Raw genomic sequence first — 26,998 nt, forward strand, 5'->3', positions numbered from 1 at the left:
TTAGGCCTTCTGCGCGCCCTTGCCAGTCTGCTTGGCCATGGCGTTGGCTGCCGACTTGGACGGATCCTCTTCCGGCTTGTCGTCCATCTGGTCGGGCCGGAGCTTGAAGTAAATCAGCACGGGTGCAGCGACGCAGATCGACGAGAAGATCGCCGCGCAGACGCCGAAGATCATGGCCAGCGTGAACGCCCGGATGACCTCGCCGCCGAAAATGTAGAGCGAGAACAACGCGATGAGCGTCGTCATCGTCGTGATCACGGTACGGCCAAGCATGTCGTTGATGGCGCGGTCGATCAGATCGCCCAGAGGGATCTTCTTGTATTTGCGCAGCGTCTCGCGGATTCGATCATAGACCACGACCGTGTCGTTCAGCGAATAGCCGACCGTGGTCAGGATCGCGGCGAGCGACGTCAGATTGAATTCGTGCTGCGTCACCACATAGAAGCCGAAGGTCATGATCACGACATTGGCGGCCGAAATGATACTGCCGACCGCAAACTGCCACTCGAAGCGGAACCACACATAGATCGCGATCGCCAGGAAGGTGACGATCATGGCGAGGGCGCCGTTCCAGGCGAGTTCGCCTGAGACGCGCGGACCGACGATCTCGGTCCGGCGGAACTCGGCCTGGTCGGCGAGGGCGGCGCGGACCTTGCCGATCGCTTCCTGCTGCGCCGTCTCGCCGCCGGCTTGCTGGCCGACGCGGATCAGGATCGAGTTGTCGTCGCCGATCGTCTGCACCTGAACGTCGCCGAGGTCGAGGGCATTCAGCTTGCTGCGCAGCGCGGTCAGGTCGGGATGCTGCTCCTTGGTCTGGATCTCGATGACCGTGCCGCCCAGGAAGTCGATGCCGTAATTCGGCCCGACGACGATGAACAGCACGATCGAGGCGAGCGACAAGAGCGCGGCAATCGGGAACGTCCAGCGCCGCATGCGCATGAACGGGATCTTGGTATTGTCTGGAACGAGGCGAAGATGGCGCATGTCTTAAGTCCTTCTTGCCGCGCTCAGAGCGAGATCGTGGTCGGACGGCGCCAGCGCACCCACATCGCGACCAGAAGTCGCGTGAAGGTGAAGGCGGTGAAGATGGTGGTCGCGACGCCGATGGCGTGCGTCACCGCGAAGCCGCGGATCGGGCCGGAGCCCAGATAGAACAGCACCAGGGCCGCTATGAGCGTCGTGACGTTGGCATCGAGAATGGTGCCGAGTGCTCGGTGGAAGCCCGCATCGATGGCGGCGATCGCGGAGCGTCCCTGTCGGAACTCCTCGCGGATGCGTTCATAGATCAGCACGTTCGAATCGACGGCGGTACCCACCGTGATGATCACGCCGGCGATGCCGGGCAACGACAAAGTCGCGCCGAGCAATGTTACGATCGCGAAGATCAGGATGACGTTGACGAGCACGGCAATGTTGGCGATCCAGCCGAGCACGCCATAGGTCGCCACCATGAAGGCGCAGACCGCCGCGGTGGCGATGATCGAGGCGATCTTGCCGGCGCGGATCGAATCGGCGCCGAGGCCGGGTCCGATATTGCGCTCCTCAACGATGGTCAGCTTGGCTGGCAGCGAGCCGGCGCGGAGCAGGATGGCGAGATCGTTCGCTGTCTGGATCGTGAAGCTGCCGCTGATCTGGCCGGAGCCGCCAAGGATCGGCTCGCGGATGACCGGCGCGGAGATCACCTTGTCATCGAGGACGATGGCGAAGGCGCGGTTGACGTTCTTCTGCGTCACGTCGCCGAAGGTGCGTGCACCGCCCGTCGTCAGGCGGAACGACACCGTCGGCTCGTTGGAGCGCTGGTCGAATGAGGCCTGAGCGTCGGTCAGGTCCTCGCCGGTCAGAAGCGGCGACTCCTCCAGCACATAGGTCGGACCGCCCGGCTCGTTGGAGGGCACGAGAATCGTCCCAGGCTTGCGCGCCTGATCGGCGCTCTGACCTGGAGCCACGCTCGAATCGACCAGGTGGAAGGTGAGCTGTGCCGTCTGGCCGACGAGCGATTTCAAGCGCTCGGGATCGCCGAGACCGGGAGCCTCGACGAGGATGCGGTCTTCGCCCTGGCGCTGGATTGACGGCTCGACCGTGCCAAGCTGGTCGATGCGGCGGGCGATGACCTCGATCGACTGATCGACGATCTGGCGGATGCGCTGCGCAAGGCCCGCCTCCGAATAGTTCATCTGGACAAGGCCGTCGCTACCGACGGTCAGGTCGAACTCGTTGACGGCGACACCGCTCAGGATCGAATTGCTCAGCGGATTGCGGAGCGGCTCCAGGCGCTTGCGGACGAGATCGAGCTGGGAGACGTCGCGGATGCGCAGCTGCACCCCCTGCCCTTGTACGCCGAGACCCGAATAGCCGATGCGCGGCTCTTCCAGCATCACCTTGCGGATTTCGCCGACGAGCGTGCGCAGGCGCTTCTGCACATAGTCCTGCCGGTCGACCTGATACAGCAGATAGGAGCCGCCCTGAAGGTCGAGGCCGAGGACGAGCTGGCGCTTGGGCACCCAACTCGGCCAGGAATCGACGGTTTCCTTGGAGAACAGATTGGGCACCGCGAGGAGGATCCCGATGAGCACTGTGCCCAGGATCAACACCATCTTCCAGCGCGTGAAATGGAGCATGGAAACCGCTTCCGTAGGTCCGGCCGTTTAACCGGCCGTGTTGGGGAGAAGGATTATTCGCCTTCCTTGACCGGTTCGCCCTTGGCGCGAACATCGGCAATGGAACCGCGGGAGACGCGGACACGGACGTTCTCGCCGACTTCAAGCAGAAGCTCGCTGTCGTCGACGACCTTCGCAATCTTGCCGATCAGGCCACCGGTCATGACGATGGTGTCACCGCGACGCACGTTCTTGATCATCTCCTGATGCTGCTTCGCCTTCTGGCGCTGCGGACGGATCATGAGGAACCACATGATCGCGAAGACGAAGATGAACGGCACGAACTGAATGATCATGTCCATGCCGCCGGGCGAACCCGCGGCCGCGGTCTGGGCAAAGGCTTCCGTAATGAACATCTGGCTTCCCTATGAATGTCCGACCCGAGGGACGAATGACTAAGCGCATCGACTGGCGCCGGTCCTCACATAGGGCGAGACAGCGGCCTGCGAAACGGCGCGGACTATAGCGGCGCCATCACCCTTTGCAAATGCCGTGTCGCGCATGATACCGCAGGACCCCACCTCGCCTTCGCATTCGCCAAGAGGAACGTCCCGATGCCCGCCGAACCGGACCTGACGCCGCTCGCCGAAAGGCTCGACCGCCTGATCGCCCTGATCGAGCGCGCCGTTCCGCCGGCCCGCCCGCCGCTCGACGTCGATGCCGCCGACGCGTTCGTCTGGCATGCCGCGAGCGGCACGCTGCAGCCCGTCAAGAAGGTCAACCGTGTCGACATGGTGCTGCTGAAGGGCATCGACCGCGTCCGCGACATCCTGAACGATAATACCGAGCGCTTCGCGCGCGGGCTGCCCGCCAACAACGTCCTGCTCTGGGGCGCGCGCGGCATGGGCAAGAGCTCGCTCGTCAAGGCGGCGCATGCCCATATCAATCTGGACCCAGCCACCCTGCCCGGCGGCCATCCGCTGAAGCTCGTCGAAATCCACCGCGAGGATATCGACAGCCTGCCGGAACTGATGGTCAAGCTGCGCGACCTCGATCGCCGCTTCATCCTGTTTTGCGACGATCTCTCCTTCGACAATGACGATACGTCCTACAAGTCGCTGAAGGCGGCTCTGGACGGCGGCGTCGAAGGAAGGCCCGAGAACATCGTCTTCTATGCGACATCGAACCGGCGGCATCTGCTGCCGCGCGATATGATGGAGAATGAGCGCTCGACGGCGATCAACCCGCATGAGGCGGTCGAGGAGAAGGTGTCGCTGTCAGACCGCTTCGGCCTTTGGCTCGGCTTCCACAAATGCAGCCAGGACGACTATCTCGCCATGGTCCATGGCTATGCTGATCATTTCGGCCTGAAGATGGACGCGGCGCAACTGGATGCCGAGGCGCTGGAATGGTCGACGACGCGCGGCGCTCGCTCGGGCCGCGTCGCCTGGCAATTCATTCTGGATCTCGCCGGCAGGTTGGGAGTGGCGTTGGGGCGGTGATCGCGGGGGAGCGGCGGATCGTAACCTCCGCTTGAGCCCTCCCCTTGAGGGAGGGCCAAAACCGCGCAAGCGGTTTTGGGGAAGGGTCGCTTCGTCGGGAAGAGGAGAACGCTTCGGCTCTGCAGACGCTAGCCCCTCCCCGAAGCCGCTTCGCGCCTTCGGCCCTCCCTCAAGGGGAGGGCTCAAGGAAGATCAGGTCTGGAGATAATCCAGCGGGTTGACCGGCTTCGAGCCCTTGCGCAGCTCGAAATGCAGCTGCGGGGCACTGACCGAGCCCGTGGCACCGGCGCGCGAGATGATCTGGCCGCGGCGGACCGTGTCGCCGCGCTTGACCAGGATCTGGCTGTTATGGGCATAGGCCGAGACCCAGCCATCGGCATGGCGGATCAGCACCAGCTGGCCATAACCTTCGAGCTCGTTGCCCGCATAGATGACCGTGCCGGCTTCGACCGCTTTGATCGAGGTGCCTTCCGGAACCGCGAGATTGATGCCGTCATTCTTCTCGCCGGTCGGCGAGGCGCCAAACGACCCGATGATGCGGCCACGAACCGGCCAGCGGAACGTCGTGCCATTCGTCGAACCGGCATCCGCAACGGCTGCGTCGGCCGTACCGCCATCCGCCGGCGCATAGGCAGCCGCCTGCGGCTTGTCGGGGGCACCCGACATTTCCTTGGCGGCGTCCGCAGCGCCCGATGGAGCGATCGAAGCGGTTGTCTCGGGCGACGTTGCGCCGCCGGGAGCCGCGGCCTGGCCGGCCGCCAGCTTGTCCTTGCCGGCTTCCTCGCCCTTCGCCTGATCCTCGCGCCGTGCCGGATCGGGCAGCGTGGCGACCGGCGTATTCTGGGAATGGCCGGGGATCTTGATCTTCTGACCGGCGCGGAGCTGATTGCTCGACGACATGTCGTTCGCCGCGGCCAGTTCGGTCGGGGTGACATTGTAGAGGCGAGCGATCGAGGAGAGCGTCTGGCCCGCCGTCACGACATGCAGCGATCCGAGCGCGCCCGCCTCGCCAGCGGCTGGCGCGGATGCCAGCTTCGGCTCGGTCGCCGACTTCGCCTCTCCACCCGCGACACCATAGGTCGGGATCGAGATGCGCATGCCGGAGACGACCTGCGAGGGGTCGGAGATGCCGTTGGCCTTGGCGAGTTCCTTGACCGGAACGCCATAGCGACGGGAAAGCGAGGAGAGCGTTTCGCCCTGACCGAGCGTCACGACCGTGGCGCCGGCTGTCGTCCAGGCGCCCTTGCCATTCGCCGCCGCATGGGAAGCCACTGAGGCGACGGCTGCCGATCCTGCCGAGGCAGCCGCCGAAGCCGAGGTGCCGGGCAGCATGGGCTGCGGGGCAGGCGGAGGCAGATCGGAGCGCTGGACGGGAGGGGTATAGGCCGCGGGCTGCGGCGGCATGGGCTGGTCGCCGCCGATGATCGCCTTCTGGTTCGTGGTACTTCCGGTGAACATCGGAATACCGAACTTCGACGTATCGCTGCCGCAAGCTGCCAGGAGCCCCGCCATCAGGGAGACCGCAGCTACCTGACTGAGAGTCCGGGTCCGAAGAGAAAGAACGCTGTTACGCATCTATGTCACTCGCGACGCCACATCACCAATGCTCACGAATAGACAGCAGTAACGTTTATAAACGCTTAAACGCGGTGCAGTGGCCGGCGGATTTGCAAATGATCTCGCAGGGATCGGGACATTTCGGCGGCGGGGGTACGGCTTTTTCGGCTAAGGAACCGACGATCAGAGCCGCTGCGCCCTGCCCGCGATGAACGGCAACAGCCGCACATCGCAAATCGGCGTCGCCACCAATTGCCGGTCGATCCGCTCGAAGCGCGTCAGCCTCTGAATGCCGTCCGCAGGTCCGATCGGCATGATCAGAACCCCGGTCGTCGAAAGCTGCTCGACGAAGGCCGGCGGCACGCTCGGCGCCGAAGCGGTGGCGACGATGCGGTCGAAAGGCGATTTGTCGGGCCAACCCGCCGTGCCGTCGGCGAAGATGGAGGTGACGTTCTCGATGCGCAGCGAGGCGAAGCGCGACTGCGCCGCGGTCACCAGCGTGCGAAAGCGATCGAGCGTATAGACGCGGCGCGACAGCCGCGACAGCACCGCCGAGAGATAGCCAGTGCCCGTACCGATCTCCAGCACGCGGTCGCCCTCCCCGGCTCCCAGCGCCATCAGCAGCCGCGCGATGACCAGCGGCGGGGTCGTCAGCTGGCCGCAGGCGATCGGCTGCGGGCGCTCGGCATAGAGCGGGCCGAAGCGGGCGTCTCCGTCGAGGAAGATCGGGCGCGGCACGGATTCGATGGCGGCCAGGATGCGGCGATCGGTGATGCCGATCTGGCGCGCCTTCAAAAGGAACTCCGCGATCGGAATCATCTCGCCATTATCGGCTTCGATCGGGAAGGGAACCTTCGGCGCGCGCATGTTAGGCGCCGGCTCGGCCGCTCGTGGCGCCCTCTCGATGCGCACGCCCGGCTCGAGCAAGCCCGGCTCATGCCTTGGCTCTTCGCTATATTCCTGACGGGACAGCCCGGCCACGCCGCGCAGGAATCCCGTAATCCGAACCGCTCCGAGTGCCATACGCTACGCGCCCTCGCCTTACGAAGCGCAGTCATGCACCCATCCTGGTAAACGCGTGGTTAGCCCCTCAACCGAAGAGCGCACGCAGGCCGTGCGCCTCGTCATAGGCGGTCATGTCGAGACGAAGCGGCGTCACCGAGATCGCGCCCTCGCCGATGGCGTGAATATCCGTTCCCTCGGCATGGGTTTCGACGACGCGCTGGTGGCGCAGCCAGAAATAGGGATTGCCGCGGCCATCATGGCGCTCGTCGATCGACAGGCCGTGGCTGACCATGCCCTGCGCCGTGACTTCGACGCCCGTGACGTCGCCGGGGGCGCGGTTCGGGAAGTTGATGTTGTAGAGAACGCCGCGCTTCGGTTCGATACCGATCAGCTTTTCGAGAATCGCCGGCGCATGCTGCTCCGCCGTTTCCCAGGGAATGACGCGCTTGGCGTCGGCATAGGCGAAGGTCTGGCTGAGCGCGATCGAGCGGATGCCGAGCAGCGTACCCTCGATCGCCGCCGCGACCGTTCCCGAATAGGTGACATCGTCGGCCGCGTTCTGGCCGGAATTGACGCCGGAAAGGACAACATCCGGCTTGCCGCCCAGCACCTTGTGCACGGCCATGATCACGCAGTCCGTTGGCGTGCCGCGCACGGCGAAATGGCGCTCGTCGATCTCGCGCAGGCGCAGCGGCTCGTTCAGCGTCAGCGAATGTGCCAGCCCCGACTGATCGGTTTCGGGCGCCACGACATAGACATCGTCCGACAGCGTGCGGGCGATGCGTTCCAGGACCTGCAGGCCCGGCGCGTGAATGCCGTCGTCATTGGTGATCAGGATGCGCATGGGAGGGGTCCTTCATTCGGTATCATTCGGGGCGCGATCTGAACCCTCCCCTGAGGGAGGGTCAAAACCGCGAGAGCGGTTTTGGGGAGGGGTCGCTTCGTTGGGGAAAGAAGCTAGCTTCGGCTTTGCCGCAGCTAGCCCCTCCCCGAAGCCGCTTCGCGCCTTCGTCCCTCCCTCAAGGGGAGGGCTCAGGAAGCGGAGACCTTCTCCAGCCCGCCCATATAGGGCTTCAGCGCCGACGGGACCGTGACGCTGCCGTCTTCGTTCTGGTAGGTCTCCATCACCGCGATCAGGCAGCGTCCGACCGCCGTGCCCGAGCCGTTCAGCGTATGGACGAAGCGCGTGCCCTTGCCCTCGCTGGGGCGGTAGCGCGCCTCCATCCGGCGGGCCTGGAAATCGCCGCAGACCGACACCGACGAAATCTCGCGATAAGCCTTCTGGCCCGGCAGCCAGACCTCAATGTCGTAGGTCTTCTGCGCGCCGAAGCCCATGTCGCCCGTGCAGAGCGTCACCACGCGGTAATGCAGGTCGAGCCGCTTCAGCACTTCCTCGGCGCAACCCAGCATGCGCTCATGCTCGCCGACAGATGTCTCCGGCGTGGTGATCGAGACCAACTCGACCTTGTCGAATTGATGCTGCCGCAGCATGCCGCGCGTATCGCGCCCGGCGGAGCCAGCCTCCGAACGGAAGCACGGCGTCAGCGCTGTGAAGCGCAGGGGGAGTTCCTTCTCGTCGAGGATGGATTCGCGGACTAGGTTGGTCAGGGGGACTTCGGCGGTGGGGATGAGCCAACGAGAGCCAATGGGCAACTGCTCCCTGAGCTTGACGAAATCATCCATCGGCAGAGAAGGGCTGCCAAGACTCCCTTGCTCGTCGCCCGCCTTGCCGGCCAGCTTTGCAAGAGCCAATCGTGTGATCGGCTCAGGATTGGCCCTGGAGTCCGCCGACAAATTGTCGAACAGCAGATCATCATCGATCGGGGTGAAGGCAGAAAATAGGTCTTGTCTGAACTTCGGCAACTGGCCCGTGCCGTAGAGCGCGTCGTCGCGCACCAAGAGCGGCGGCTGGACCTCTGTGTATCCATGCTCGCCCGTATGCAGGTCGAGCATGAACTGGCCGAGCGCTCGTTCCATCCGCGCCAATTGGCCCTTGAGCACGACGAAGCGGCTGCCGGATATCTTCGCCGCCGTCTCGAAATCCATCAGCTTCGTCGCGACACCGATCTCGAAATGCTCTTTCGGCTCGAAATCGTAAGGCCGCTTCTGGCCGGAGATCAGCTTCTCGACATTGTCGTGCTCGTCGCGGCCGATCGGGACGTCGTCGAGCGGAACATTGGGGATCGTCGCCAGAAGGTCGTTCAGCGCTTTGTCGAGTTCGCGCTCCTTCTCCTCGGCGTGGGAGAGGAACTCCTTGATCTCGCCAACTTCGGCCATCAGCCGCGCGGCGGTTTCCTCGTCCTTGGCGCCCTTGGCCTTGCCGATTTCCTTGGACGCCGAGTTCCGCCGCTCCTGCGCCGCCTGCACCTTCTGGACATGGGCGCGGCGCTCTTCGTCGAGGCCGAGGATCACTTCCGCCGAAGGCGGCGCGCCACGATGCGACAGTGCGCGGTCGAACGCGGCGGGGTTCTCGCGGATCCATTTAATGTCGAGCATGATCGGGTCTTCGTCTTTCGGTCCGGGTGGCCGGAAGAGCGATAGTGGCGAAAGGCGGAAGGATCAACCGTGAAGGCGGGGAAGGCAGCCGCCGGAACCGCCCCGATCTTCAACCCTCCCCTTGAGGGAGGGTTGAAAACGCTCTCGCGTTTTCGGGGAGGGGCTAGCTTCGGCAAAGCCGAAGCGTGCTTTTCTCCCTCAACGAAAGCGACCCCTCCCCAAAACCGCTTCGCGGTTTTGACCCTCCCTCAGGGGGAGGGTTCAAGATGAGAGCCCCCTACTCCGTCACGTCCTTGCTCTCTTCGGCTTCCTTCTCCGCCGCGACCTTGGCCTTCTTTTTCTCGACCATGCGGACGGAAATGATGGAAATCTCGTAGAGCAGCATCGCGGGGACGGCGAGCGAGATCTGGCTGATCATGTCGGGCGGCGTCAGCACGGCAGCGATGATGAAGGCGATGACGATCGCGTAGCGACGCTTCGACTTCAGCATGTCGGAGGTGATGATGCCGGCGCGGCCGAGCAGCGTCAGGATCACGGGAAGCTGGAACACCGTCCCGAAGGCCAGGATCAGCGTCATGATCAGGCCGAGATATTCATTGACCTTGAACAGCGCCTCGATCGAAGCCTTGCCGTCGCCGCCGGTCTGCTGGAACGACAGGAAGAAGTGCAGCGCCATCGGCAGGATCAGGAAATAGACGAGCGCCGCGCCAATGCAGAACAGAACCGGCGTCGCGATCAAATAGGGCACGAAGGCGTTGCGCTCGTGCTTGTAGAGGCCGGGCGCGGCGAATTTGTAGATCTGCGAGGCGATCACCGGAAAGGCGATGAACACGGCGCCGAACAGCGCCAGCTTCATCTGCGTCAGGAAATATTCCTGCGGCGCCGTATAGATCAGCTTCACGTCCTGCGTCGGGCCGACGGCCCACTCATAAGGAATGACGAGGATGTTGTAGATCGTGCCGGCGAAATAGAAGCAGACGAGGAACGCGACCAGGATCGCGCCGAGCGCCCAGATCAGCCGCGTGCGCAGTTCGATCAGATGATCGATCAGCGGCATGCGGGAGGCTTCGACCTCGTCTTCGACGCTGGGTTTGTCGCTCATGCGCTTCGCTCTTCCGGCGTCGTCTTGGCTTCAGTCGTTCCCTGCGGCGCAGGCGCTGCTGGTGGCGTTTCCGCGACAGCCGGAACCTCGGCGGCAACGACAGGCTGGGCCTTGAGGGCGCGCGGCTTCTTCGCCGGAGCAAGCTCGCCTTCCGCCAGTTCGGCCTTGGGCTTGCGGGGCCGCGGGGCGGGCTTCGCGGCCGGCTCGTCGCCGGAAGCGACTTCCGCCTTCGGTTTGCGCGTGCGCTTCAGCACCGATTCGGACGCCGCGACCACGGGAAGTGCGGCAGCCGCCGGGGTAAGGGCGGCCGGTGCGGCGCTCTGGTCCGGCAGCGCGGGCGGCGGCGCCGCTGGCTCGATATCCGCGTCGGTGGCGGGCCGCGCATCCTGTCCCATGGCTGGGGGAAGCGGCTCAGGTGCCGGCTTGGCAATCGGCTCCGGATTCGCGAGCGCCGCCTGGATCGGGTCGAGCTGCTTCTTGATGGCGTTCATCGGGTTCAGGCCGCGGAGTTCGTCCAGCGATTCCTTGACCCCGTCCAGCTCCGCCTCGCGCAGAGCCTCGTTGAACTGGCTCTGGAACTCGCCCGCGGTACGGCGCATCTTGCCCATCATGCGACCGGCAGCGCGAAGCATGGGCGGCAGATCCTTGGGACCCACCACCACGATAGCCACCACGACGATGACCAGTATCTCGGACCAACCGATATCAAACATCGATCACCGCCGGCCGGCAGAAAGAGGCGCGCCGCCCGGAGGCAGCGACCCGACCCTCAGCCCGGCTCCCGTTGAAGCCTCAGCTGGCGCGCGTCTTCTCTTCGGTCACGACGACCTCGGGGGTCTTGTGATCGATGGTCGTGCCCGCGGGCTTCACCGGCGTCTCGTCGTCGTCGGCGAGGCCCTTCTTGAAGCTCTTCACGCCCTTGGCCATGTCGCCCATGACGTCCGATATCTTTCCCTTGCCGAAAAGAAGCAGGACGATCACCAGCACGATCAACCAGTGCCAGATGCTCAAAGAACCCATCGAACCATCTCCAGAACTATCAAATTCAGCGGTTGCCGCGGACTATCGCAGAGCCGGCACGGCACTTCAACCGACCCTTTCCCGCATGTAGGGCTATTCTAAGGCTTTATCAAATATGAGGACATCGCGCGGATCGACCGCGATGGCGACGCTGTCGCCGGGACGTGTCGGGGTTCCGCCGCGCAGGCGCATGCGGATCGGCGCGTCGCGGCCCTCCACGACGACATCGATCAGATCGACTTCGCCCAGGAAACGATGCGCGACGACGCGACCGGGAATGCCACTCTCTGCCAGGCGAAGCCCCTGCGGGCGAACTGCGACGGTGAGGCGACTGCCTTCGACATGGTTGCCGGCCGGTAGCGCTCCTAGCGGCGTCACCACGCTACCGCCCGCGACGATGCCATCGAATTCGTTGAGTTCGGAGAAGAATCGCGCCGCATAGAGCTCGACCGGCTGCTCATAAAGCTCACGAGCCGGGCCGACCTGGAGCAGGCGCCCTTCGCGCATCAGAGCGATCCGGTCGCTCATGCGCATCGCCTCTTCCGGGTCGTGCGTCACGATGATGCAGGTCGCCCGCGTCTCGCGGATGATCGCCAGCGTCTCGTCGCGCACATGGTCGCGCAGCCGCTTGTCGAGGCCGGAGAACGGTTCGTCCATCAGCAACACGCCGGGGCGCGGCGCGATGGCTCTTGCCAGCGCCACGCGCTGCTGCTCGCCGCCGGAAAGCTCATGCGGATAGGCGCCGGCGAAACCCTCGAGTCCGACGCGGGAGAGCGCATGATGGCCCTGCCGCTCGGCCTCGGCCCTTGGCATGTCGGCGAGGCCATAGGTGACGTTCTTCAAGATCGTCATATGCGGAAAGAGCGCGAAATCCTGGAACATCAGGCCTATGCCGCGCTTTTCCGGCGGCACATGCCCCGAAGGGCCGGACAGTTCGTGGCCATTGACGAGGACGCGCCCGCCGGTCGGACGCTCCAGCCCGGCAGCGACGCGCAGCAAAGTGGTCTTGCCGCATCCCGAGCGCCCGAGCAGGCTCACGATCTCGCCTGGCTCGATAGAAAGATCGATGCCCTTCAGCGAGATATCGTCGCCATAGTGATGGACGATGCCCTCGAAATCGAGGCGCGCGGCGATCGTGACGCCGACCGTGCCACGGCGGCCCCAGGCGGTACGTTCGAAGGATTGCGTGCTGGCCATGGCAGTGCGTTTAGCCGCGCGGCTCAAAAAAATCGAACGAAATATGGTCGCAACGTAGGATGGAGGAACCTAGTCGGCCAGGAAACGCACCAGGCCATTCGTGGCGGAGAGGCGACGCGACAGCACGGAAGCCATGGCCTGGTGAAACGCCACCGCGATCTCCGACCGCTCGATCGCCAGCCGGTCCAGATCGGCCCGAGAGAACCGCCAGACAACCATGCTCTGCGTGACAACGACCGATGCGGATCGCAGCCCGCGCAGATAGAACGACATCTCCCCCACCGCCTCCCCGACACCGACCGTGGCGAGCGCCACGGGCTCACCATGGTCGCCCATCGTCTCGACCACCGCGGCGCCCGATTCGATGAAGAACATGTCGTCGGATTCCGAGCCTTCGACGATCAGCCGGCTGCCGGGCTCGAGTTCCAGACGCGAGCAATAGGGCGCGAGCTTCCATGCGGTTTCGCCGAGGGATGTATCGAGCCAGGTCTCCAGCATCCACCCCGCCGCGTCTGGCACGCTGCCCAGCGACGACAGCAGCGTGTCCTCGCACCAGCGCAGTCCCCGCTCCATATCCGGCTCGATCCGGACGGGCCTGTCTTCACCGACCGTCATCCCGCCCTGTATAAACGCCTTGCGCATGCGCGAAGAAACGCCGCTTAAGACGAGCGTGAATCCGCGCGACTCAGCGACCTGCGCCAGCCGGACGAAACTCATCAAGGCGGAAGAATCCATCGCCGGTACGCGGCGAAAGTCCAGCAGCAGAAAGCGCCGGGCATCGTCCTCCAGTGCTGCCATGCGGTCCTGGAACCGCTTGCGCAGGCGGTCGGCCGTGCCAAAGAACAAAAACCCCTGCAGGCGGACGATGACGATCGATCCGCCGTGCCGGCGGAGCATGTCTTCGCGCGGCCCGGAAGCATGCCGGCCCCGGAATTCGGCGCCGGTCCATTCGTGGCGGACGATCTCGACACGTCCATATTCATAGGCAAAGAGGACGACAGCCGCGATGAGTCCTACCAAAATGCCAACTGGGAAGCTGACCAGCGCAATCACCAGGAAGATCAGCAGGATAACGCCATATTCGAAGATCGGGATGCGGGTGCGCGAGTGCACCAGCCATTCGAGCATCAGCGCCCAGCCGATCCAGACGAGAACCCCGCCGAGAAGCAGCGCGGGAACTGCATCAAGGATGTAGCTGCCAAGCATCAGCGCCGCCAGCACGAGCGCGGCGACGACAAGACCTACCCATCGGCTGCGGGCCCCGAGCTGGTCTGCGAGGACCGTCAGGGAAACCGCTGGATAGCCGGGAATGCCACCACCGGCGCCGGAGAGAGCGATCATGGCGCCATAGACCCGCATTTCCCGGTTCAGATCGATGTCGCGCTTGGCGTGAAGCTCGATTCCCGTCGTGTTCATCAGCAACGCCATCACCGTGATGACGATGACCATCGGCAAATTGACCATGCCTCGAGCCACCGCGCCCCAGTCGATCATGGACAAGTCGCCGACGCCGATCGGCGGCCAGAGATTGCCTGTCTCCGGCAGCTGGATGAGCCAACCCTCCGCTCGTAAGTCCCCATATCGGTATCCACCCCACCAGACGGCGAGGTTGAAGACCAGCAGGATGGCAAGCAGGACCGCCGGCACCACGAAGGGACTGCGGATCAGCCGCTCGGCGAGGATCAGGATCGCGACCAGCCCGCCCGTCAACGCGAATTGAAGCGCTGCGGAGCCTTCGCGTAAACGGCCCAGCAGCTCCCAGTTCAGATCACCGCCAGCAGCGAGCGACACGCCGCCCACCACGATAAGCCACCCGGTCCCAGCGAGAAAGCCCGCAATCACCGGATAAGGCATGAAGCGCACGATCCCAGCGAAGCGGAAATAGCCGAGCGCAAAGGTCGCCAAGCCGGTCACCACCGTGGCAACGGCGATCGCGGCGACCAGCGTCGCGAATTGGGCGTTCTGGCCGAGCGAAGGAGCGATCGCGGCAAAGGTTGCCGCGACGACCAGCGTCAGGGCGACGACCGGTATCTCTTCGCTGATGGTAACGACGCCCGGAATGGAACTGCCGAGCGCGCAGAATGCTGCCATGACAGCGGTCGAGAAAAGCGAAAGGCCGATGGCGGACGGAATGAACCCACGCATTTCGCCGGTGAATAAGAGGCTGCCGAGACTGATCGACAGGACGATCGCCAGGAAGCCGCAGACAATTCCCGCGACAAGGATCGACAGGAACGAGCTTCGATTCGCGGGGGGAATGGCCGTCACCGTCGACAGGGGATGCGATTTTGCCGCCGAACTTCTCCGCGGACCGGTGCTAAGTCAACCCCGCCGCGAAGCCTGACGGCAATTGCACTGAAGATCAGTCTAACCCTCTTCGTCCAATCCCGAAGGCAGAAGATCGCCGGGATCGAGTGGGTCCTCGTCGTCGCTGAGTTCATCGCCGTCGCGAGGCTCGGGCACCTGAAAGCCGGGTGGGATGCGACCATCGAGGAGGCCGGCGCCTTTCAGTTCGTCGAGGCCGGGCAGATCGCCGATCGCGTCGAGGCCGAAATGCACGAGGAACGAATCGGTGGTGCCATAGGTGATCGGGCGGCCCGGTGTCCGGCGCCGGCCGCGCATGCGCACCCAGCCCTGTTCCATCAGAACGTCGATCGTTCCCTTGGAGGTGGAAACGCCCCTCACCTCCTCGATCTCGGCCCGCGTCACTGGCTGGTGATAGGCGATGATCGCGAGCGTCTCCAGCGCGGGGCGCGACAGCCGCCTCGTCTCGGCATAATCGCGCTTCAGCAGGAAGGAGAGGTCGGAGGCTGTGCGAAACATCCATTTGCCGCCGACACGCACCAGATTGACGCCCCGGGCCGAATAGGCATGCTCCAGCTCGGACAACAGCGCCTCGACGTCGCTGCCTTCAGGCAGGCGCGCTCCGATATCGGCAGCGGCGAGAGGCTGGTCGCTGGCGAAGAGCAACGCCTCCACCATGCGCAGCGCCAGTCGGCGGCTCTCGGGGGCAAGCGAGGTGACGACCGCCTCATCAGCCATCGGTGCCCCCCCCGGCTGGATCGCGGAGATAAAGCGGCGCGAAGGCCCCTTCCTGCCGCAGCCGCACCTTGCCCTCGCGCACCAGCTCCAGGCTGGCGCCAAAGGATGACGCGAGCACGGTGGCGCGCATTTCCGGCGTCACGAGATAGGGCGAGAGAAACACCTCCATGGGCGTCCATTCGGCGAGCCGCCCGATCATCCGCGTCAGGATCTCGCGGCCATCGGCCAGCGACCAGACCTGGCGGCGGCGCATATGCACGACCGAGATCATGTGGCGCTGGCGCTGTGCGGCATAGGCCATCAGCAGGTCATAGAGCGTGGCGGTGAAGGCGGTACGGGACTGGATCTCGATCGGCTCCGGCTCGCCGCGCGGATGGACGTCGCGCCCCAGCCGGTCGCGATTGACGAGGCGCGCCGCCGCATCACGCATGGCCTCCAGCCGTTGCAGGCGGAAGGCGAGCGCCGCCGCCATCTCCTCGCCGCTCGGCTCGTCGGGCGAGGCCGGGGCGGGCAGCAATAGCCGCGATTTCAGATAAGCGAGCCATGCGGCCATGACGAGATAGTCAGCGGCGAGTTCCAGCCGAAGCTCGCGCAGCTTCTCGATATAGGCGAGATACTGGTCGGCGAGCGCCAGGATGGAAATACGGGCAAGGTCGACCTTCTGAGTGCGGGCAAGCGCCAGCAGCAGGTCGAGCGGCCCTTCGAAACCGTCGACATCGACATGCAGCGCCTCGTCATCGACGCGTGGCGGCCGACGCTCGGCGCGCTCCCAATCGTCGATGAGGCCCCCTGGATCGCGCGTTCCGGCCATGAAGCCTTCCGTTCAGCTCGTCGGCGGCCAACCTGCCCGCTCCGCCAAGGTCGCATATTCCGCCTCGGCGGCTTCGCGGTCGAGAGGGTGCGCAGGCTTTCGCATCGCGAGGGCCGCCGCGGCGCGCTCGGCTGAGCGGCCTGAAAGCGCCGGCACGGCATCGGCAACCGCCCGCATCTCGTCCATCAGGCCGTTGCAATGGAGGACGATATCGCAGCCGGCGCCCAGCACCGCCGCCGCGCGGCTCGAATAATCGCCGCCCAGCGCTTTCATCGACAGATCATCGCTCATCAATAGTCCGTCAAAACCGATATGGCCGCGAATGATCTCCTCGACGACAATGCTCGACGTCGTCGCCGGCCGTTCGGGGTCGATGGCCTTGAAGACGATATGGGCCGTCATACCCATCGGCAGTTCGGCAAGAGCACGGAAGGGGACGAAGTCCGAATGCTTGAGCGTCGAAAGCGCCGCATCCACCTCGGGCAGCGCCAGATGACTGTCGAGCGTTGCACGGCCGTGACCCGGCATATGCTTCATCACCGGAAGCACACCGCCGGCCATCAGGCCTTCGGCTACCGCGAGGCCGAGCGTGGCTACCGCGTCCGGATCGGAGGAAAAGGCGCGGTTTCCGATCGCCGCATGGGTCTTCGGCGTCAGGACGTCCAGCACCGGCACGCAGTCGACATTGATACCAAGGTCGGCGAGGTCGGACGCAATGAGCCGGGCCTGCAGCCAGGCCATGCGCCTGCCAGCCGCCTCGTCAGTCGCATAGAGATCGCCGGAATATTTCGCGGCCGGGCGGCCCGGCCAGGTCGGCGGGCCGATGCGCTGGACACGCCCACCCTCCTGGTCGATCAGCACGGGGCGCTCCGGATCGCCCAGCGCGTCGCGGAACGCAGCGACGAGATCGCACACCGCCTCCGGCGTGCCGATGTTGCGCTTGAACAGGATCAGGCCCCAGGGCTGCTCATCGCGGAAGAACGCGATCTCGTCGCTCGTGAGCGCCGTGCCGGCGCAGCCGGAAATGAAAGCCTTGGCCGTCATGGTCGGTTCATCCGAAAAGAGAGTGGCGCCGATCGCAGCTATATCCCGCGGACGGCGAACCGCCTGCGGTTTCGGCCGCTCAGTTCTTCTGGACGATGCACGCGCCGCCCGAGGCCTTGAGAGCCTCGCAGAGCGTGATGGCCTCGTCGCGCGTCGCCATCGGGCCGACGCGGGCGCGGTAGTAGATGCCCTTGGCGCCGAGATCGGCGCGGACGATGTCCGGTGAGCGGTTGCCGAGGATCTCGGGATATTTGCGCTGAAGGGCGCGATAGGCCGTTGCCGCCTGATCCTGGCTGCGCTGCGATGTAACCTGCACGACGAAGCCGCCAGCACCCGAAGCGGAGGTCGCCGCCGGAACTGTTTCGGCGGGAGCCGGACGAAGCGCCGGCTTCGGCGCGGCCATCTGCGAAGTGTCCTTCGACGAGGGCGGCGCGGACGGCTCGGCCGCGGGCAGCGGCGCGGTGACGGCCGGCTCGGGAGCCGCGGGCTCAGGAGCGACAGGCTCCGCCGCCGCAGGCGCCGTATCCGCCGCCGGGGCGGCATCGGATGCGGCCGGGGCAGCCAGGGTCGTTGCCGGCGCGGCGGCGACATCGGCCGAGCCGGGTGCAGCGTCCTTTGCCGTCGCCTGGCTGGAGACGATCGTCCCGTCCGGCTTGATCACGACCGTGCGCACCTTGCGCGGCACCGCGTCGTCGCCGCCCTGTGCATCGCTGGCCGGAGCGGCCCCCGATGCATCGGGGGTTGCGGGCGCCGACGAATTGTCGCCCGGCGCGCCGGGAAGAATGATGCGCGAAATCTCTCGGCTCGCCGCCGATTCATTCGACGACGGCGCATCGACGGCGCCATCATCGGGCAGCACCAACTGTTCCTGCGGCGCGGCATCGGGATTGGCGCGGTCGAAGATCAACTTGTTCTGCTGGCCGTCATCCGCAGCCGGCTGAGCGGCCGGCTGGACTTTGGTCGGCCCTTGATCCGCGACAATCACCTTCGGTGCATCGGCGCTCGTATCGGAACTGCCGCCCTTCAGAGCCAGCGCCGCCAGACCGCCAGCCAGAACCACGGCAAGCCCGATCGCGGCGATGATCAGCGGCCGGCGCGAGCGGCGCGGCGGCTCGGCATCATAGCCGTCATACTCGCCGAACCGGTCCTCGCCGTAATCGGTGTCGTCATAACCCGGTTCCGCCGGCTCATCCTCGTAATAATAGTCATCATGATCGGCGGCCGCAGGCTGGGGCGGCGGGGCAGCGGGCGCCCTCGTGCTCGCACGAGGGGCGGCGAATGGGTCCGTCTCGCGGTCGAAATCGCCCGCGGCATAAGCCGTTCCGGAATAGGGATCTTCCTCGGCCTCAGGCTCACGGGGCGCCGTCCAGCTCGGCGTCTGCGGCTGGCCGGGGCGCAGGCGCATGTGGTCGAAGGATTCGCGCGGCGCGGCGGCCTGAGCCGCCCTCGGCTCCTGTCTTGGTTCCTGCCTCGGCTCCGGCGCGGAAGCGCGCGGGCTCGATGGGCGGCTTGCCGGATCGAAGGAGGACTGCAAATCGTTCAGGAGTTCGGACTCGAGATCGAACGATGTATCGCGCACCGGAGCGCGCTGCGCCGATGCCGGACGCGTCGCTACCGTAGGCTGCGCCGCCGGCCGGCCGACGAGATCGTCGAAGCTCTGATTCCCGGAAACAATACGGGCGAGTTCCACGAGCGGGTCATCCTGCGGCACGGGCCGCTGGGCAGCCGGCTCGGAGCCAACCGGCTTGCGCGTGAAAGACTTGTCGTAGCGATCTACCATCGCACTCCACTTTCGGCTGATCCCGAAGCCGCTCGGGCGAACGCTCAAGAAAAGAAGACGCCTAACGCATCTCCTCGGGGGAGCTGACGCCGAGCATCAGCAGTCCGGATGAAAGCACCACCTTTATGGCATGAACAAGGGCCAGCCGGGATACAGTCAACTCTGGTTCATCAGCGTTAATAAAGCGTAATTGCGGCAGATCCTTGCCCCGATTCCACTGCTGATGGAACTCAGCTGCCAGATCATAAAGGTAGAACGCAATCCGGTGCGGCTCGCTTGCCTCGGCCGCCGATTCGACGATACGCGGGAATTCGGCGAGGCGGCGCACCAGCGCAATCTCACCGCTGTCGTCGAGTCGCTGAAGATCGGCGGCGGCGAAACGCTGCGACGAAAGTTCAGCGCCCGGCATCTCGATCGCGGCGTTGCGCAGGATGGATGCCGCACGGGCATGGCCGTATTGAACGTAGAAGACGGGGTTGTCCTTCGACTGCTCCGTGACCTTCTGGAAATCGAAATCGAGCGGCGCATCGCTCTTACGGTAGAGCATCATGAACCGGACGGCGTCGCGGCCGACTTCCTCGACCACGTCCCTCAGCGTTACGAAATCCCCCGAGCGCTTCGACATGCGCACCGGCTCGCCAGCGCGATAGAGCTTGACCAACTGGCAGAGCAGCACCTGAACCGAAGCCGTGCCGCCCGAAATCGCGCGCCCGACCGCCTGGAGACGCTTCACATAGCCGCCATGATCGGCGCCGAGGACATAGACCATGCGCCGGAAACCACGGTCGAACTTGTCCTTGAAGTAGGCGACGTCACCGGCAAAATAGGTGTAGCTCCCGTCCGACTTCATCAGCGGCCGGTCGATGTCGTCGCCCACATCCGTGGCGCGGAACAGTAGCTGCTCGCGGTCCTCCCAATCGTCGGGAAGCTGGCCCTTGGGCGGCGGCAGCGTGCCGCGATAGACGAAACCCTTCTTCTCCATGTCCTCGATCGTGGTGGCGATCTTGCCGCCGTTCGAACCGGCGAGCGAGCGCTCGGAGAAGAAGACGTCGTGACGGACGTTCAGAAGCGCGAGATCGTCGCGGATCATCACCATCATCGCGTCGATGGCGATCTGGCGCACGATCGGCAGCCACTCGGCCTCGTCCTTGCCGAGCAGATCCTTGCCGAAGCGGGCCGCCAGATCGGCGCCGACCGGCTTCAGATAATCGCCCGGATAGAGCCCCTCGGGAATGGCGCCAATATCCTCGCCGAGTGCCTCCCGGTAGCGCAGGAAGGCCGAGCGGGCGAGCACGTCGACCTGCCCGCCGGCATCATTGATGTAATATTCCTTGGTGACGTCGTAGCCGGCCGCGCTCAACAGGCTCGCCAGCGCATCGCCGACCACCGCGCCGCGGCAATGGCCGACATGCATGGGGCCGGTCGGGTTGGCCGAGACATATTCGACATTGACCTTCAGATCCGCCCCGATATCGCTCCGCCCAAAGGCAGCACCAGCCTCGATCAGCGCCTTGAGCGCCGCAGCACGATAGGCCGACGAGAGCAGGATGTTGATGAAGCCAGGGCCTGCCACCTCGACGGAGGCAACCGCCTCATCGTCGCGCAGACGGCCGGCTATCGCTTCGGCAAGATCGCGCGGCTTGAGGCCGAGCGGCTTCGCCAGCACCATTGCCGCGTTGGTCGCCAGATCGCCATGCGCGGCGTCGCGCGGCGGCTCCACCACGATGCGCGACAGGTCGACGCCCGTCGTTCCGCGCGCGGCGAGGACAAGCTCGACGGCGGAGATCACGCGCGCGGTAAAATCGCGGAAAATGTTCATGGATCGCACTCGGGTCGCTATCGGGGCTGCGGAACGCAGGAGATGGCGTGGCGCTAGCCCAAATCCGCGGAGGCGTCAAACAGACGCTGGTATTCCCGTATCGCATAGCGATCCGTCATCCCGGCGAGAAAATCAGCAATTGCGCGGGCGCGGCGTGCTTCGCCTACCCCTTCGCAAGCCAGACGCCATTCCTCCGGCAGCGCACCGGGATCGCGCCAGTACCGTTCGAACAGCCGCCGGACGATATCTTCCGCCGATCGCATGACTGACATAATCTTTTCATGCCGATAGACGTTCTTCTTGAGATACCGCTTTATCTCCCGATCGCCGATCGCGACCGCCTCGGAGAAGGCGATGACGGCATGGGGCGCATGGCGGATGTCATCCGCATCGTGCGGGTTCAACGTTTCGATGCGGGCGATGGATTGGGAGATCACATCCTCGATCATACGGGTGATCAGGCGGCGGACAATCTCATTGACGAGCCTCGGCTGCTCAAGCCGGGGATGCTCGGCCTCGATGGCTGCCATGATGTCGTCGAGGAACGGCACTTCGCGCAGGCCCGCCGCGGATAACAGGCCGGCGCGGAGCCCATCGTCGATGTCATGAGCGTCATAGGCAATGTCGTCGGCGATCGCGGCCGCCTGCGCCTCGGCCGACGAGAACGTCGAGAGCTCCAGATCCTGCAACTCGGCATAGGCGGTGAGTGCCAAGGGAAGCGGGCGGCCTGCATAGACGCCGACGCCGCTCCCCTCGGCATCGACCAGCGGGCCGTTGTGCTTGACCAAGCCCTCCAGCGTTTCCCAAGAGAGATTCAGTCCGTCGAACCCAGGATAGCGACGCTCCAGCCGCGTGACGACGCGGAGGCTCTGGGCGTTGTGGTCGAACCCCCCGCAATCCGCCATGACGGCATCAAGCGCCCGCTCGCCGGCATGGCCGAAGGGCGGATGGCCGAGATCGTGGGCGAGCGCGATGGCTTCCGCGAGATCCTCATCGAGGCGCAGCGCGCGCGCTAGCGCTCGGGCGATCTGGGCCACCTCGATCGTGTGGGTCAGGCGCGTGCGATAATGATCGCCCTCGTCATAGAGGAAGACCTGGGTCTTGTCCTTCAGCCGGCGGAACGCTGTCGAGTGAATGATGCGGTCGCGGTCGCGCTGATAGGGCGTTCGCGTCGGGCTCCCGGCCTCCGGATAGAGGCGGCCGCGGCTGGTCTGGGGCTGGACTGCGAAGACCGCCCTTTCGCCGCCGAAGCCGATCTTGCTCTGCATGTCAGCCTCACCATCGCGCCGCGGGTTGACACCCGCCATAGCGATCTTAACTATCGTTCCTGGAACCACGATCCTAGAGGTTCATCGGGACCGCCTCATGACCACCGCGACATCCGAGATCACGATTTCCGACAGCGCCGTGAAGCGCATCGCCCGCATCCTCGCGAAGGAACCGGCGGGCACCGCGCTGCGCATCTCCGTGTCCGGTGGCGGCTGCTCGGGCTTCCAATATGGCTTTGACCTCGACGCGACGCGCGCGCCCGACGATCTCGTTCTGGAGCGGGGCGGTGCCATGGTGCTGATCGATTCGGTATCGGTGCCGTTCATGGACGGATCGGAGATCGATTTCGTCGACGATTTGATCGGCCAATCGTTCCAAATCAAGAACCCGCTCGCCACTTCGTCCTGCGGCTGCGGCACCAGCTTCGCGCTCTGACGTCCGCGCTGCAGCGGACGCCATTGAGCGTTACGCCTTCCCTATTCGAGATTGGTGTGGTTGGCGCGCATCGCGTCCGGCGAGATGGCGAGCTTTTCGCGCAGCTTCAGGATCATGACCTCGAACAGCACAAATAGTGCGCCCTCGAAGAGCGAGCCCATCGGCAGCACCGAACTTTTCTTCTCGCCCTGGTCGTCGGCCATGGTCTGCGCAGGCAGCGTGAGCACGAAATCGGCATAGGCCGCGCCGCGGCCCTTGGGCTGCGCGGTGATGAAGAGGATGCGCGCACCCGCCCGCTTGGCGACATCCATCAGCGCGAGAGCCGTCGATATCTCGCCGGGACCGCATGTGACGATGAAGAGATCACCCTTGCCCACAGGCGGCGTCGTCATGTCTCCCTCGACCGCCACCTTGAGGCCCATGTGATAGAGTCGCATGGCGAAGCCCATGATCTGCAGCCGCTCACGTCCGCCGCCGAACACGACGATCGTCCTCGCCTCCGCGATCATGTCGAGCGCCGTGTCGACAGCGGCATCGTCAATCCTGTCGAAAACGCCCTTCAGTTCGTCGAGCGCCGTGCCGTAAAGCGAGCCCATGGTATTCCTCCCGTTTCGATGATTGTTGGCAGCGGCCGCTCCTCAACGGCTACCGCGCCGGCTTTTCGTTGTCGGCAAGTTTATTGGAACGCCGTCTCCGTGAAGCTGCGGAGCTTTCTCGAATGCAGCCGTTCCGGCGCCATCTGGCGCAGCATTTCCAGCGCACGGATGCCGATCTCCAGATGCTGGCCGACCTGGGTCCGGTAGAATTCCGAGGCCATGCCGGGTAGCTTCAATTCGCCATGCAGTGGCTTGTCGGAAACGCAGAGCAGCGTTCCATAGGGCACCCGGAAGCGGAAGCCATTGGCGGCGATCGTTGCCGATTCCATGTCGAGTGCTACGGCACGGGACTGCGAGAAACGCTGCACCGGCTCCCGGTGGTCGCGCAGTTCCCAGTTCCGGTTGTCGATCGTCGCCACCGTCCCCGTGCGCATGATGCGCTTCAAATCATAGCCCTCCAGCCCGGTGACCTCCTCCACCGCATCCTCCAGCGCCACCTGCACCTCGGCGAGCGGCGGGATCGGGATCCAGTTCGGCAGATCGGCGTCGAGCACATGGTCCTCGCGGACATAGCCATGGGCCAGCACGTAGTCGCCGAGCTTCTGGCTGTTCCGGAGGCCAGCGCAGTGGCCGAGCATCAGCCAGGCGTGTGGACGCAGCACCGCGACATGATCGGTGATCGTCTTCGCGTTCGACGGCCCGACGCCGATGTTCACCATGGTGATGCCGGTGCTGTTGCCGAGCTTCAGATGATAGGCCGGCATCTGCGGCAGGCGCGGCGGGGCACGGCCGGAGATCGGCTCGGACGAGCCGGCGGGCGTCATCAGATTGCCCGGCTCGACGAACGCGTCATAGCCGCCACCGCCCTCGGCCATCAGCCGGCGGGCGCGGACGCAGAACTCGTCGATATAGAACTGGTAGTTGGTGAAGAGCACGAAGTTCTGGAAATGCTCGGCATCCGTGGCGGTGTAGTGCGACAGCCGGAACAGCGAATAGTCGATGCGCGGCGCCGTGAAAGGCGCGAGCGGGAGAGGCGTTCCGGGCGGCGCCACATAGGTGCCATTGGCGATGGCGTCGTCGGTTACCGCGAGATCCGGCACGTCGAACATGTCGCGAAGCGGCCTCTCGATGCGCTCAGCGAGTTCGCCCTCGACATGGACACCGTTGGGGAAGGCGAAGTGCAGCGGAATCGGCAGATTGGATGGCCCAACGGCGACGGGCACGCCGTGGTTGCGCAGCAGCAGGCGGATCTGCTCGGTGAGATAATTGCGGAAAAGGCTCGGCTGGGTGATCGTCGTCGCATAGTCGCCAGGGCCCGAGACATGGCCATAGGCGAGACGGGAATCGATATGAGCGTAGCTCGTCGTGCGGATGCCGATCTCGGGATAGGTCGCCCTCACCCTGCCTTTGGGCGGGCGGCCATGGAGCAGCGCGTCGAAGCTGGAGCGCAGATGCGCCGTGTGGGCATCATAGATTTCCTCGAGTCGCCGCACCGCCTTGACGGGATCGGTGAAACTCTCGGTCGGTATCGGCTCGGGCAGATCGAAGGCGGCGATATCGCGTTCCGGCTCGGCGGTCATGTCGGTCCCCATTTCGGGGCGGGACTGTCCGCCAGTGAACGCGCCGGGTCAAGGCATGGAGGCATTCCCTCGCGGCCTGTAATCCGCCACCAGACACAATGACGAGAGGCGGCCAATGGCCGCCTCTGCTCTTTATCGTAACGAGAATGCCCGTCAGACGAGCTTGGCGTCGAGGCTGATCGGGACGGCCTTCAGGGCCTTGGACACCGGGCAACCTTCCTTGGTCGCGGCGGCGATCGTGTCGAATTCGGCCTTGTCGATACCGGGCACCTTGGCCTCGGTGACAAGGGCTATCGACGTGATGTCCGCGCCGCCGGGGCCGACTTCAACCTTCACCTTCGCGGTCGTGTGGACGTTCTCCACGGTGTGGCCGGCACCCGACAGGCCGGCAGCGAGCGCCATCGAGAAACAGGCCGCGTGGGCGGCGGCGATGAGTTCCTCGGGATTGGTCCCGACGCCTTCTTCGAAGCGCGAGGAGAAATTGTACTGGCCCTCATAGGCGCCGCTGCCAAGCTTCACCGAGCCCTTGCCGGCCTTGAGGTCGCCTTGCCATTCCGCGTCGGAAATTCTTGTCGGCATTGATCGTTCCCTTCCTTGTCGCCGGCCCGGTCGCCGACGGAACAGACTTAGTGCGGGATGGCGTCGCATCCAAGGGGAGCGCGACGCGGCCGGCCTGTCTCAGTGGATCGCTCCGCCTTCCTGGGGCTTGGCGTAACGCGGCAGGAACAGCGTCAGGACGCCGATGCCGATCAGCGCGGCGACTTCGAACCCGATCGCCCACTGGAAGGCGCTGATGTAGTCCTCGCCGGTGATGGCGAGCCGGCCGAAGAAGACCACACCGGTAAGCGCGATGCCCATCGCCGTCCCGACCTGCCCCATCGCGCTGACGATGCCGGATGCCGAACCCGCGTGGCGAACCGGCACGTCGACCAGCACGAAATTGAACACCGGCGCGACGATGAGGCCCATGCCGATGCCGCCGACGATGAGGGACGGGATCATCTCCCACGGCGTGATGTCCTTACCGAAATGTCCGGCCGTCCAGGCGAGAGCCGCCATGGCAGCTGCCAGCGTGAAGGCGCCCGTCGTCAGCACGGCGCGGCCGAAGCGCGGCACCAGGATCGGCCCGGACAGAGCCGCCGCCACGGAGACGCCGAGCGAGAACGGGATGCCGGTGAGGCCCGCCTCCATCACGCTGAAGCCCATGCCGAGCTGCATGTAGAGCGATTGGGTCAGGAAGAAGCCGCCGACGACGCCGAAGAACGAGCCACAGATCAGAATGCCGACAACGAAGGATCGATATTCGAATAGACTTGGCACGACGAGCGGCGAACCGTCGATGCGGTCGCGGCGCTTCTGACTCCAGGCGAACAAGCCGAAGACGGGCAGCGCAGCCGCGATCATCGCAAAGGTCCAGTGCGGCCACTCAAGCTCGCGGCCTTGGATGAGCGGGAAGATCAGCATCGTCATAGCGAGAAGCGCGAGGCCGGTGCCGAGGAGATCGAGCTTCAGCGGATGCGGGGATTTCGCCGATGGAAGCGCGTACCATGCCGCGATGATCGCGAAGATACCGACTGGCACGTTGACCAGGAAGATCATGCGCCAGCCCAGGCCGAAGAGACTGCCCGCCACCAGCAGGGCGCCGAGAATGGGTCCGAGTACGGAAGCAAGGCCGGCGATGCCGCCGTAGAAGGCTGAAATGTGCTGCCGTTCCTTCGGGTCGACATAGAGGATCTGGATGGTCGACATGATCTGCGGAACCATAATCGCTGCTGCCGCGCCCTGCAGCAGCCGGGCCACGACCAGGCCGGAGGCGGTCGTCGAAAAGCCGCAGATCGCCGAGGCGATCGTGAAACCAGCCATGCCGATCAGGAACATGGTCTTGTAGCCATAGATGTCGCCGAGCCGACCACCGGGGATCAGGAACAGGGCGAAGGTCAGCGCGTAGCCGGCGACGATCCACTGGATCGAAGCGAAATCGGCGCCGATCGAGCCCTGGATCGAGGGAATCGCGACATTGACGATCGTGCCGTCGAGGATATCCATGAAGAAGGCGATGAGGACGACGAAGACGGCAAGGCGCCGCGACCTGCCTTTGAGGAGGCCCCTGCCCGTCGCGCCGCCCTGCTGTGCATCCATGCTGGAA

The 26,998-nt window shown here is 65.0% G+C and carries 24 protein-coding genes; 2 read left to right on the top strand and 22 right to left on the bottom strand.

Annotation, left to right across the window (positions count from 1 at the left end):
* From secF to yajC, 3 genes are read right to left on the bottom strand one after another with little or no spacing between them, the layout of a single operon-like run.
* Complete coding sequence (gene secF, locus OSH05_RS16440) at positions 1-984, bottom strand: protein translocase subunit SecF (RefSeq protein WP_104219144.1); 984 nt, start codon at positions 982-984, stop codon at positions 1-3.
* 23 nt (positions 985-1,007) lie between these two features.
* On the bottom strand, positions 1,008-2,618 hold the full coding sequence (secD, locus tag OSH05_RS16445; protein WP_104219145.1) for a protein translocase subunit SecD: 1,611 nt from the start codon (positions 2,616-2,618) through the stop codon (positions 1,008-1,010).
* A 53-nt stretch (positions 2,619-2,671) separates the two neighbouring features.
* Entirely contained in the window at positions 2,672-3,013 is a 342-nt protein-coding gene (yajC, locus tag OSH05_RS16450; protein ID WP_104219146.1) for a preprotein translocase subunit YajC, read from the bottom strand.
* A gap of 198 nt (positions 3,014-3,211) precedes the next feature.
* Here yajC and OSH05_RS16455 point away from each other — a divergent pair, with 198 nt between their 5' ends.
* Entirely contained in the window at positions 3,212-4,099 is an 888-nt protein-coding gene (locus tag OSH05_RS16455) for an ATP-binding protein (RefSeq protein WP_104219147.1), read from the top strand.
* Positions 4,100-4,291: 192 nt separating this feature from the next.
* Here the strand turns inward: OSH05_RS16455 and OSH05_RS16460 are convergent, their stop codons facing one another.
* The 15 genes from OSH05_RS16460 to OSH05_RS16530 form a co-directional block, all read right to left on the bottom strand.
* Positions 4,292-5,611 (bottom strand): peptidoglycan DD-metalloendopeptidase family protein, encoded by a 1,320-nt coding sequence (locus OSH05_RS16460; RefSeq protein ID WP_165801584.1) that lies wholly within the window; start codon positions 5,609-5,611, stop codon positions 4,292-4,294.
* A 228-nt stretch (positions 5,612-5,839) separates the two neighbouring features.
* Positions 5,840-6,523, bottom strand: coding sequence for a protein-L-isoaspartate(D-aspartate) O-methyltransferase (locus OSH05_RS16465; RefSeq protein WP_266352610.1), 684 nt, complete (start codon positions 6,521-6,523; stop codon positions 5,840-5,842).
* A 223-nt stretch (positions 6,524-6,746) separates the two neighbouring features.
* A complete protein-coding gene (gene surE / locus OSH05_RS16470) occupies positions 6,747-7,505 on the bottom strand; it encodes a 5'/3'-nucleotidase SurE (RefSeq protein ID WP_104219150.1) in 759 nt (252 codons plus the stop codon).
* A 188-nt stretch (positions 7,506-7,693) separates the two neighbouring features.
* On the bottom strand, positions 7,694-9,157 hold the full coding sequence (gene serS / locus OSH05_RS16475; RefSeq protein WP_104219151.1) for a serine--tRNA ligase: 1,464 nt from the start codon (positions 9,155-9,157) through the stop codon (positions 7,694-7,696).
* A gap of 277 nt (positions 9,158-9,434) precedes the next feature.
* Positions 9,435-10,259, bottom strand: coding sequence for a twin-arginine translocase subunit TatC (gene tatC / locus OSH05_RS16480; RefSeq protein WP_104219152.1), 825 nt, complete (start codon positions 10,257-10,259; stop codon positions 9,435-9,437).
* Positions 10,256-10,972, bottom strand: coding sequence for a Sec-independent protein translocase protein TatB (tatB, locus tag OSH05_RS16485; protein ID WP_104219153.1), 717 nt, complete (start codon positions 10,970-10,972; stop codon positions 10,256-10,258). Before tatB ends, tatC begins: the two co-directional genes overlap by 4 nt.
* Before the next feature lie 79 nt (positions 10,973-11,051).
* The gene (locus OSH05_RS16490; protein WP_104219154.1) at positions 11,052-11,279 is read right to left on the bottom strand and encodes a twin-arginine translocase TatA/TatE family subunit; all 228 of its coding nucleotides are present in this window, start codon (positions 11,277-11,279) and stop codon (positions 11,052-11,054) included.
* Between the two features lie 93 nt (positions 11,280-11,372).
* On the bottom strand, positions 11,373-12,476 hold the full coding sequence (locus OSH05_RS16495; protein ID WP_104219155.1) for an ABC transporter ATP-binding protein: 1,104 nt from the start codon (positions 12,474-12,476) through the stop codon (positions 11,373-11,375).
* 69 nt (positions 12,477-12,545) lie between these two features.
* Positions 12,546-14,744 carry a SulP family inorganic anion transporter gene (locus OSH05_RS16500; RefSeq protein WP_104219156.1) on the bottom strand — a complete coding sequence of 733 codons (2,199 nt, stop codon included), beginning with the start codon at positions 14,742-14,744 and terminating at the stop codon, positions 12,546-12,548.
* A 99-nt stretch (positions 14,745-14,843) separates the two neighbouring features.
* Positions 14,844-15,518: an SMC-Scp complex subunit ScpB gene (gene scpB / locus OSH05_RS16505; protein WP_104219157.1), complete on the bottom strand. Its 675-nt coding sequence runs from the start codon at positions 15,516-15,518 to the stop codon at positions 14,844-14,846.
* The gene (locus OSH05_RS16510; protein ID WP_104219158.1) at positions 15,511-16,329 is read right to left on the bottom strand and encodes a segregation and condensation protein A; all 819 of its coding nucleotides are present in this window, start codon (positions 16,327-16,329) and stop codon (positions 15,511-15,513) included. Before OSH05_RS16510 ends, scpB begins: the two co-directional genes overlap by 8 nt.
* 12 nt (positions 16,330-16,341) lie before the next feature.
* Positions 16,342-17,373: a beta-N-acetylhexosaminidase gene (gene nagZ / locus OSH05_RS16515; protein ID WP_104219159.1), complete on the bottom strand. Its 1,032-nt coding sequence runs from the start codon at positions 17,371-17,373 to the stop codon at positions 16,342-16,344.
* 79 nt (positions 17,374-17,452) lie between these two features.
* Positions 17,453-19,153, bottom strand: coding sequence for an SPOR domain-containing protein (locus tag OSH05_RS16520; protein WP_104219160.1), 1,701 nt, complete (start codon positions 19,151-19,153; stop codon positions 17,453-17,455).
* A 61-nt stretch (positions 19,154-19,214) separates the two neighbouring features.
* A complete protein-coding gene (gene argS, locus OSH05_RS16525) occupies positions 19,215-20,972 on the bottom strand; it encodes an arginine--tRNA ligase (RefSeq protein ID WP_104219161.1) in 1,758 nt (585 codons plus the stop codon).
* Positions 20,973-21,025: 53 nt separating this feature from the next.
* Complete coding sequence (locus OSH05_RS16530; protein ID WP_104219307.1) at positions 21,026-22,240, bottom strand: deoxyguanosinetriphosphate triphosphohydrolase; 1,215 nt, start codon at positions 22,238-22,240, stop codon at positions 21,026-21,028.
* A 97-nt stretch (positions 22,241-22,337) separates the two neighbouring features.
* Here OSH05_RS16530 and OSH05_RS16535 point away from each other — a divergent pair, with 97 nt between their 5' ends.
* Positions 22,338-22,676 (top strand): HesB/IscA family protein, encoded by a 339-nt coding sequence (locus tag OSH05_RS16535; protein WP_104219162.1) that lies wholly within the window; start codon positions 22,338-22,340, stop codon positions 22,674-22,676.
* 41 nt (positions 22,677-22,717) lie between these two features.
* On the opposite strand, the gene OSH05_RS16540 is transcribed toward OSH05_RS16535, so the two are convergent.
* The 4 genes from OSH05_RS16540 to OSH05_RS16555 form a co-directional block, all read right to left on the bottom strand.
* Positions 22,718-23,272, bottom strand: a complete 555-nt coding sequence (locus tag OSH05_RS16540) for an SIS domain-containing protein (protein ID WP_104219163.1) — start codon at positions 23,270-23,272, stop codon at positions 22,718-22,720.
* Positions 23,273-23,352: 80 nt separating this feature from the next.
* On the bottom strand, positions 23,353-24,852 hold the full coding sequence (locus OSH05_RS16545; protein ID WP_104219308.1) for an AMP nucleosidase: 1,500 nt from the start codon (positions 24,850-24,852) through the stop codon (positions 23,353-23,355).
* A 153-nt stretch (positions 24,853-25,005) separates the two neighbouring features.
* Positions 25,006-25,431, bottom strand: coding sequence for an OsmC family protein (locus OSH05_RS16550; protein ID WP_104219164.1), 426 nt, complete (start codon positions 25,429-25,431; stop codon positions 25,006-25,008).
* 99 nt (positions 25,432-25,530) lie between these two features.
* Positions 25,531-26,991 carry an MFS transporter gene (locus OSH05_RS16555; protein ID WP_104219165.1) on the bottom strand — a complete coding sequence of 487 codons (1,461 nt, stop codon included), beginning with the start codon at positions 26,989-26,991 and terminating at the stop codon, positions 25,531-25,533.
* Positions 26,992-26,998 lie beyond the last annotated feature (7 nt).

It is taken from the genome of Kaistia algarum (genome assembly GCF_026343945.1).
Lineage (GTDB): Bacteria > Pseudomonadota > Alphaproteobacteria > Rhizobiales > Kaistiaceae > Kaistia > Kaistia algarum.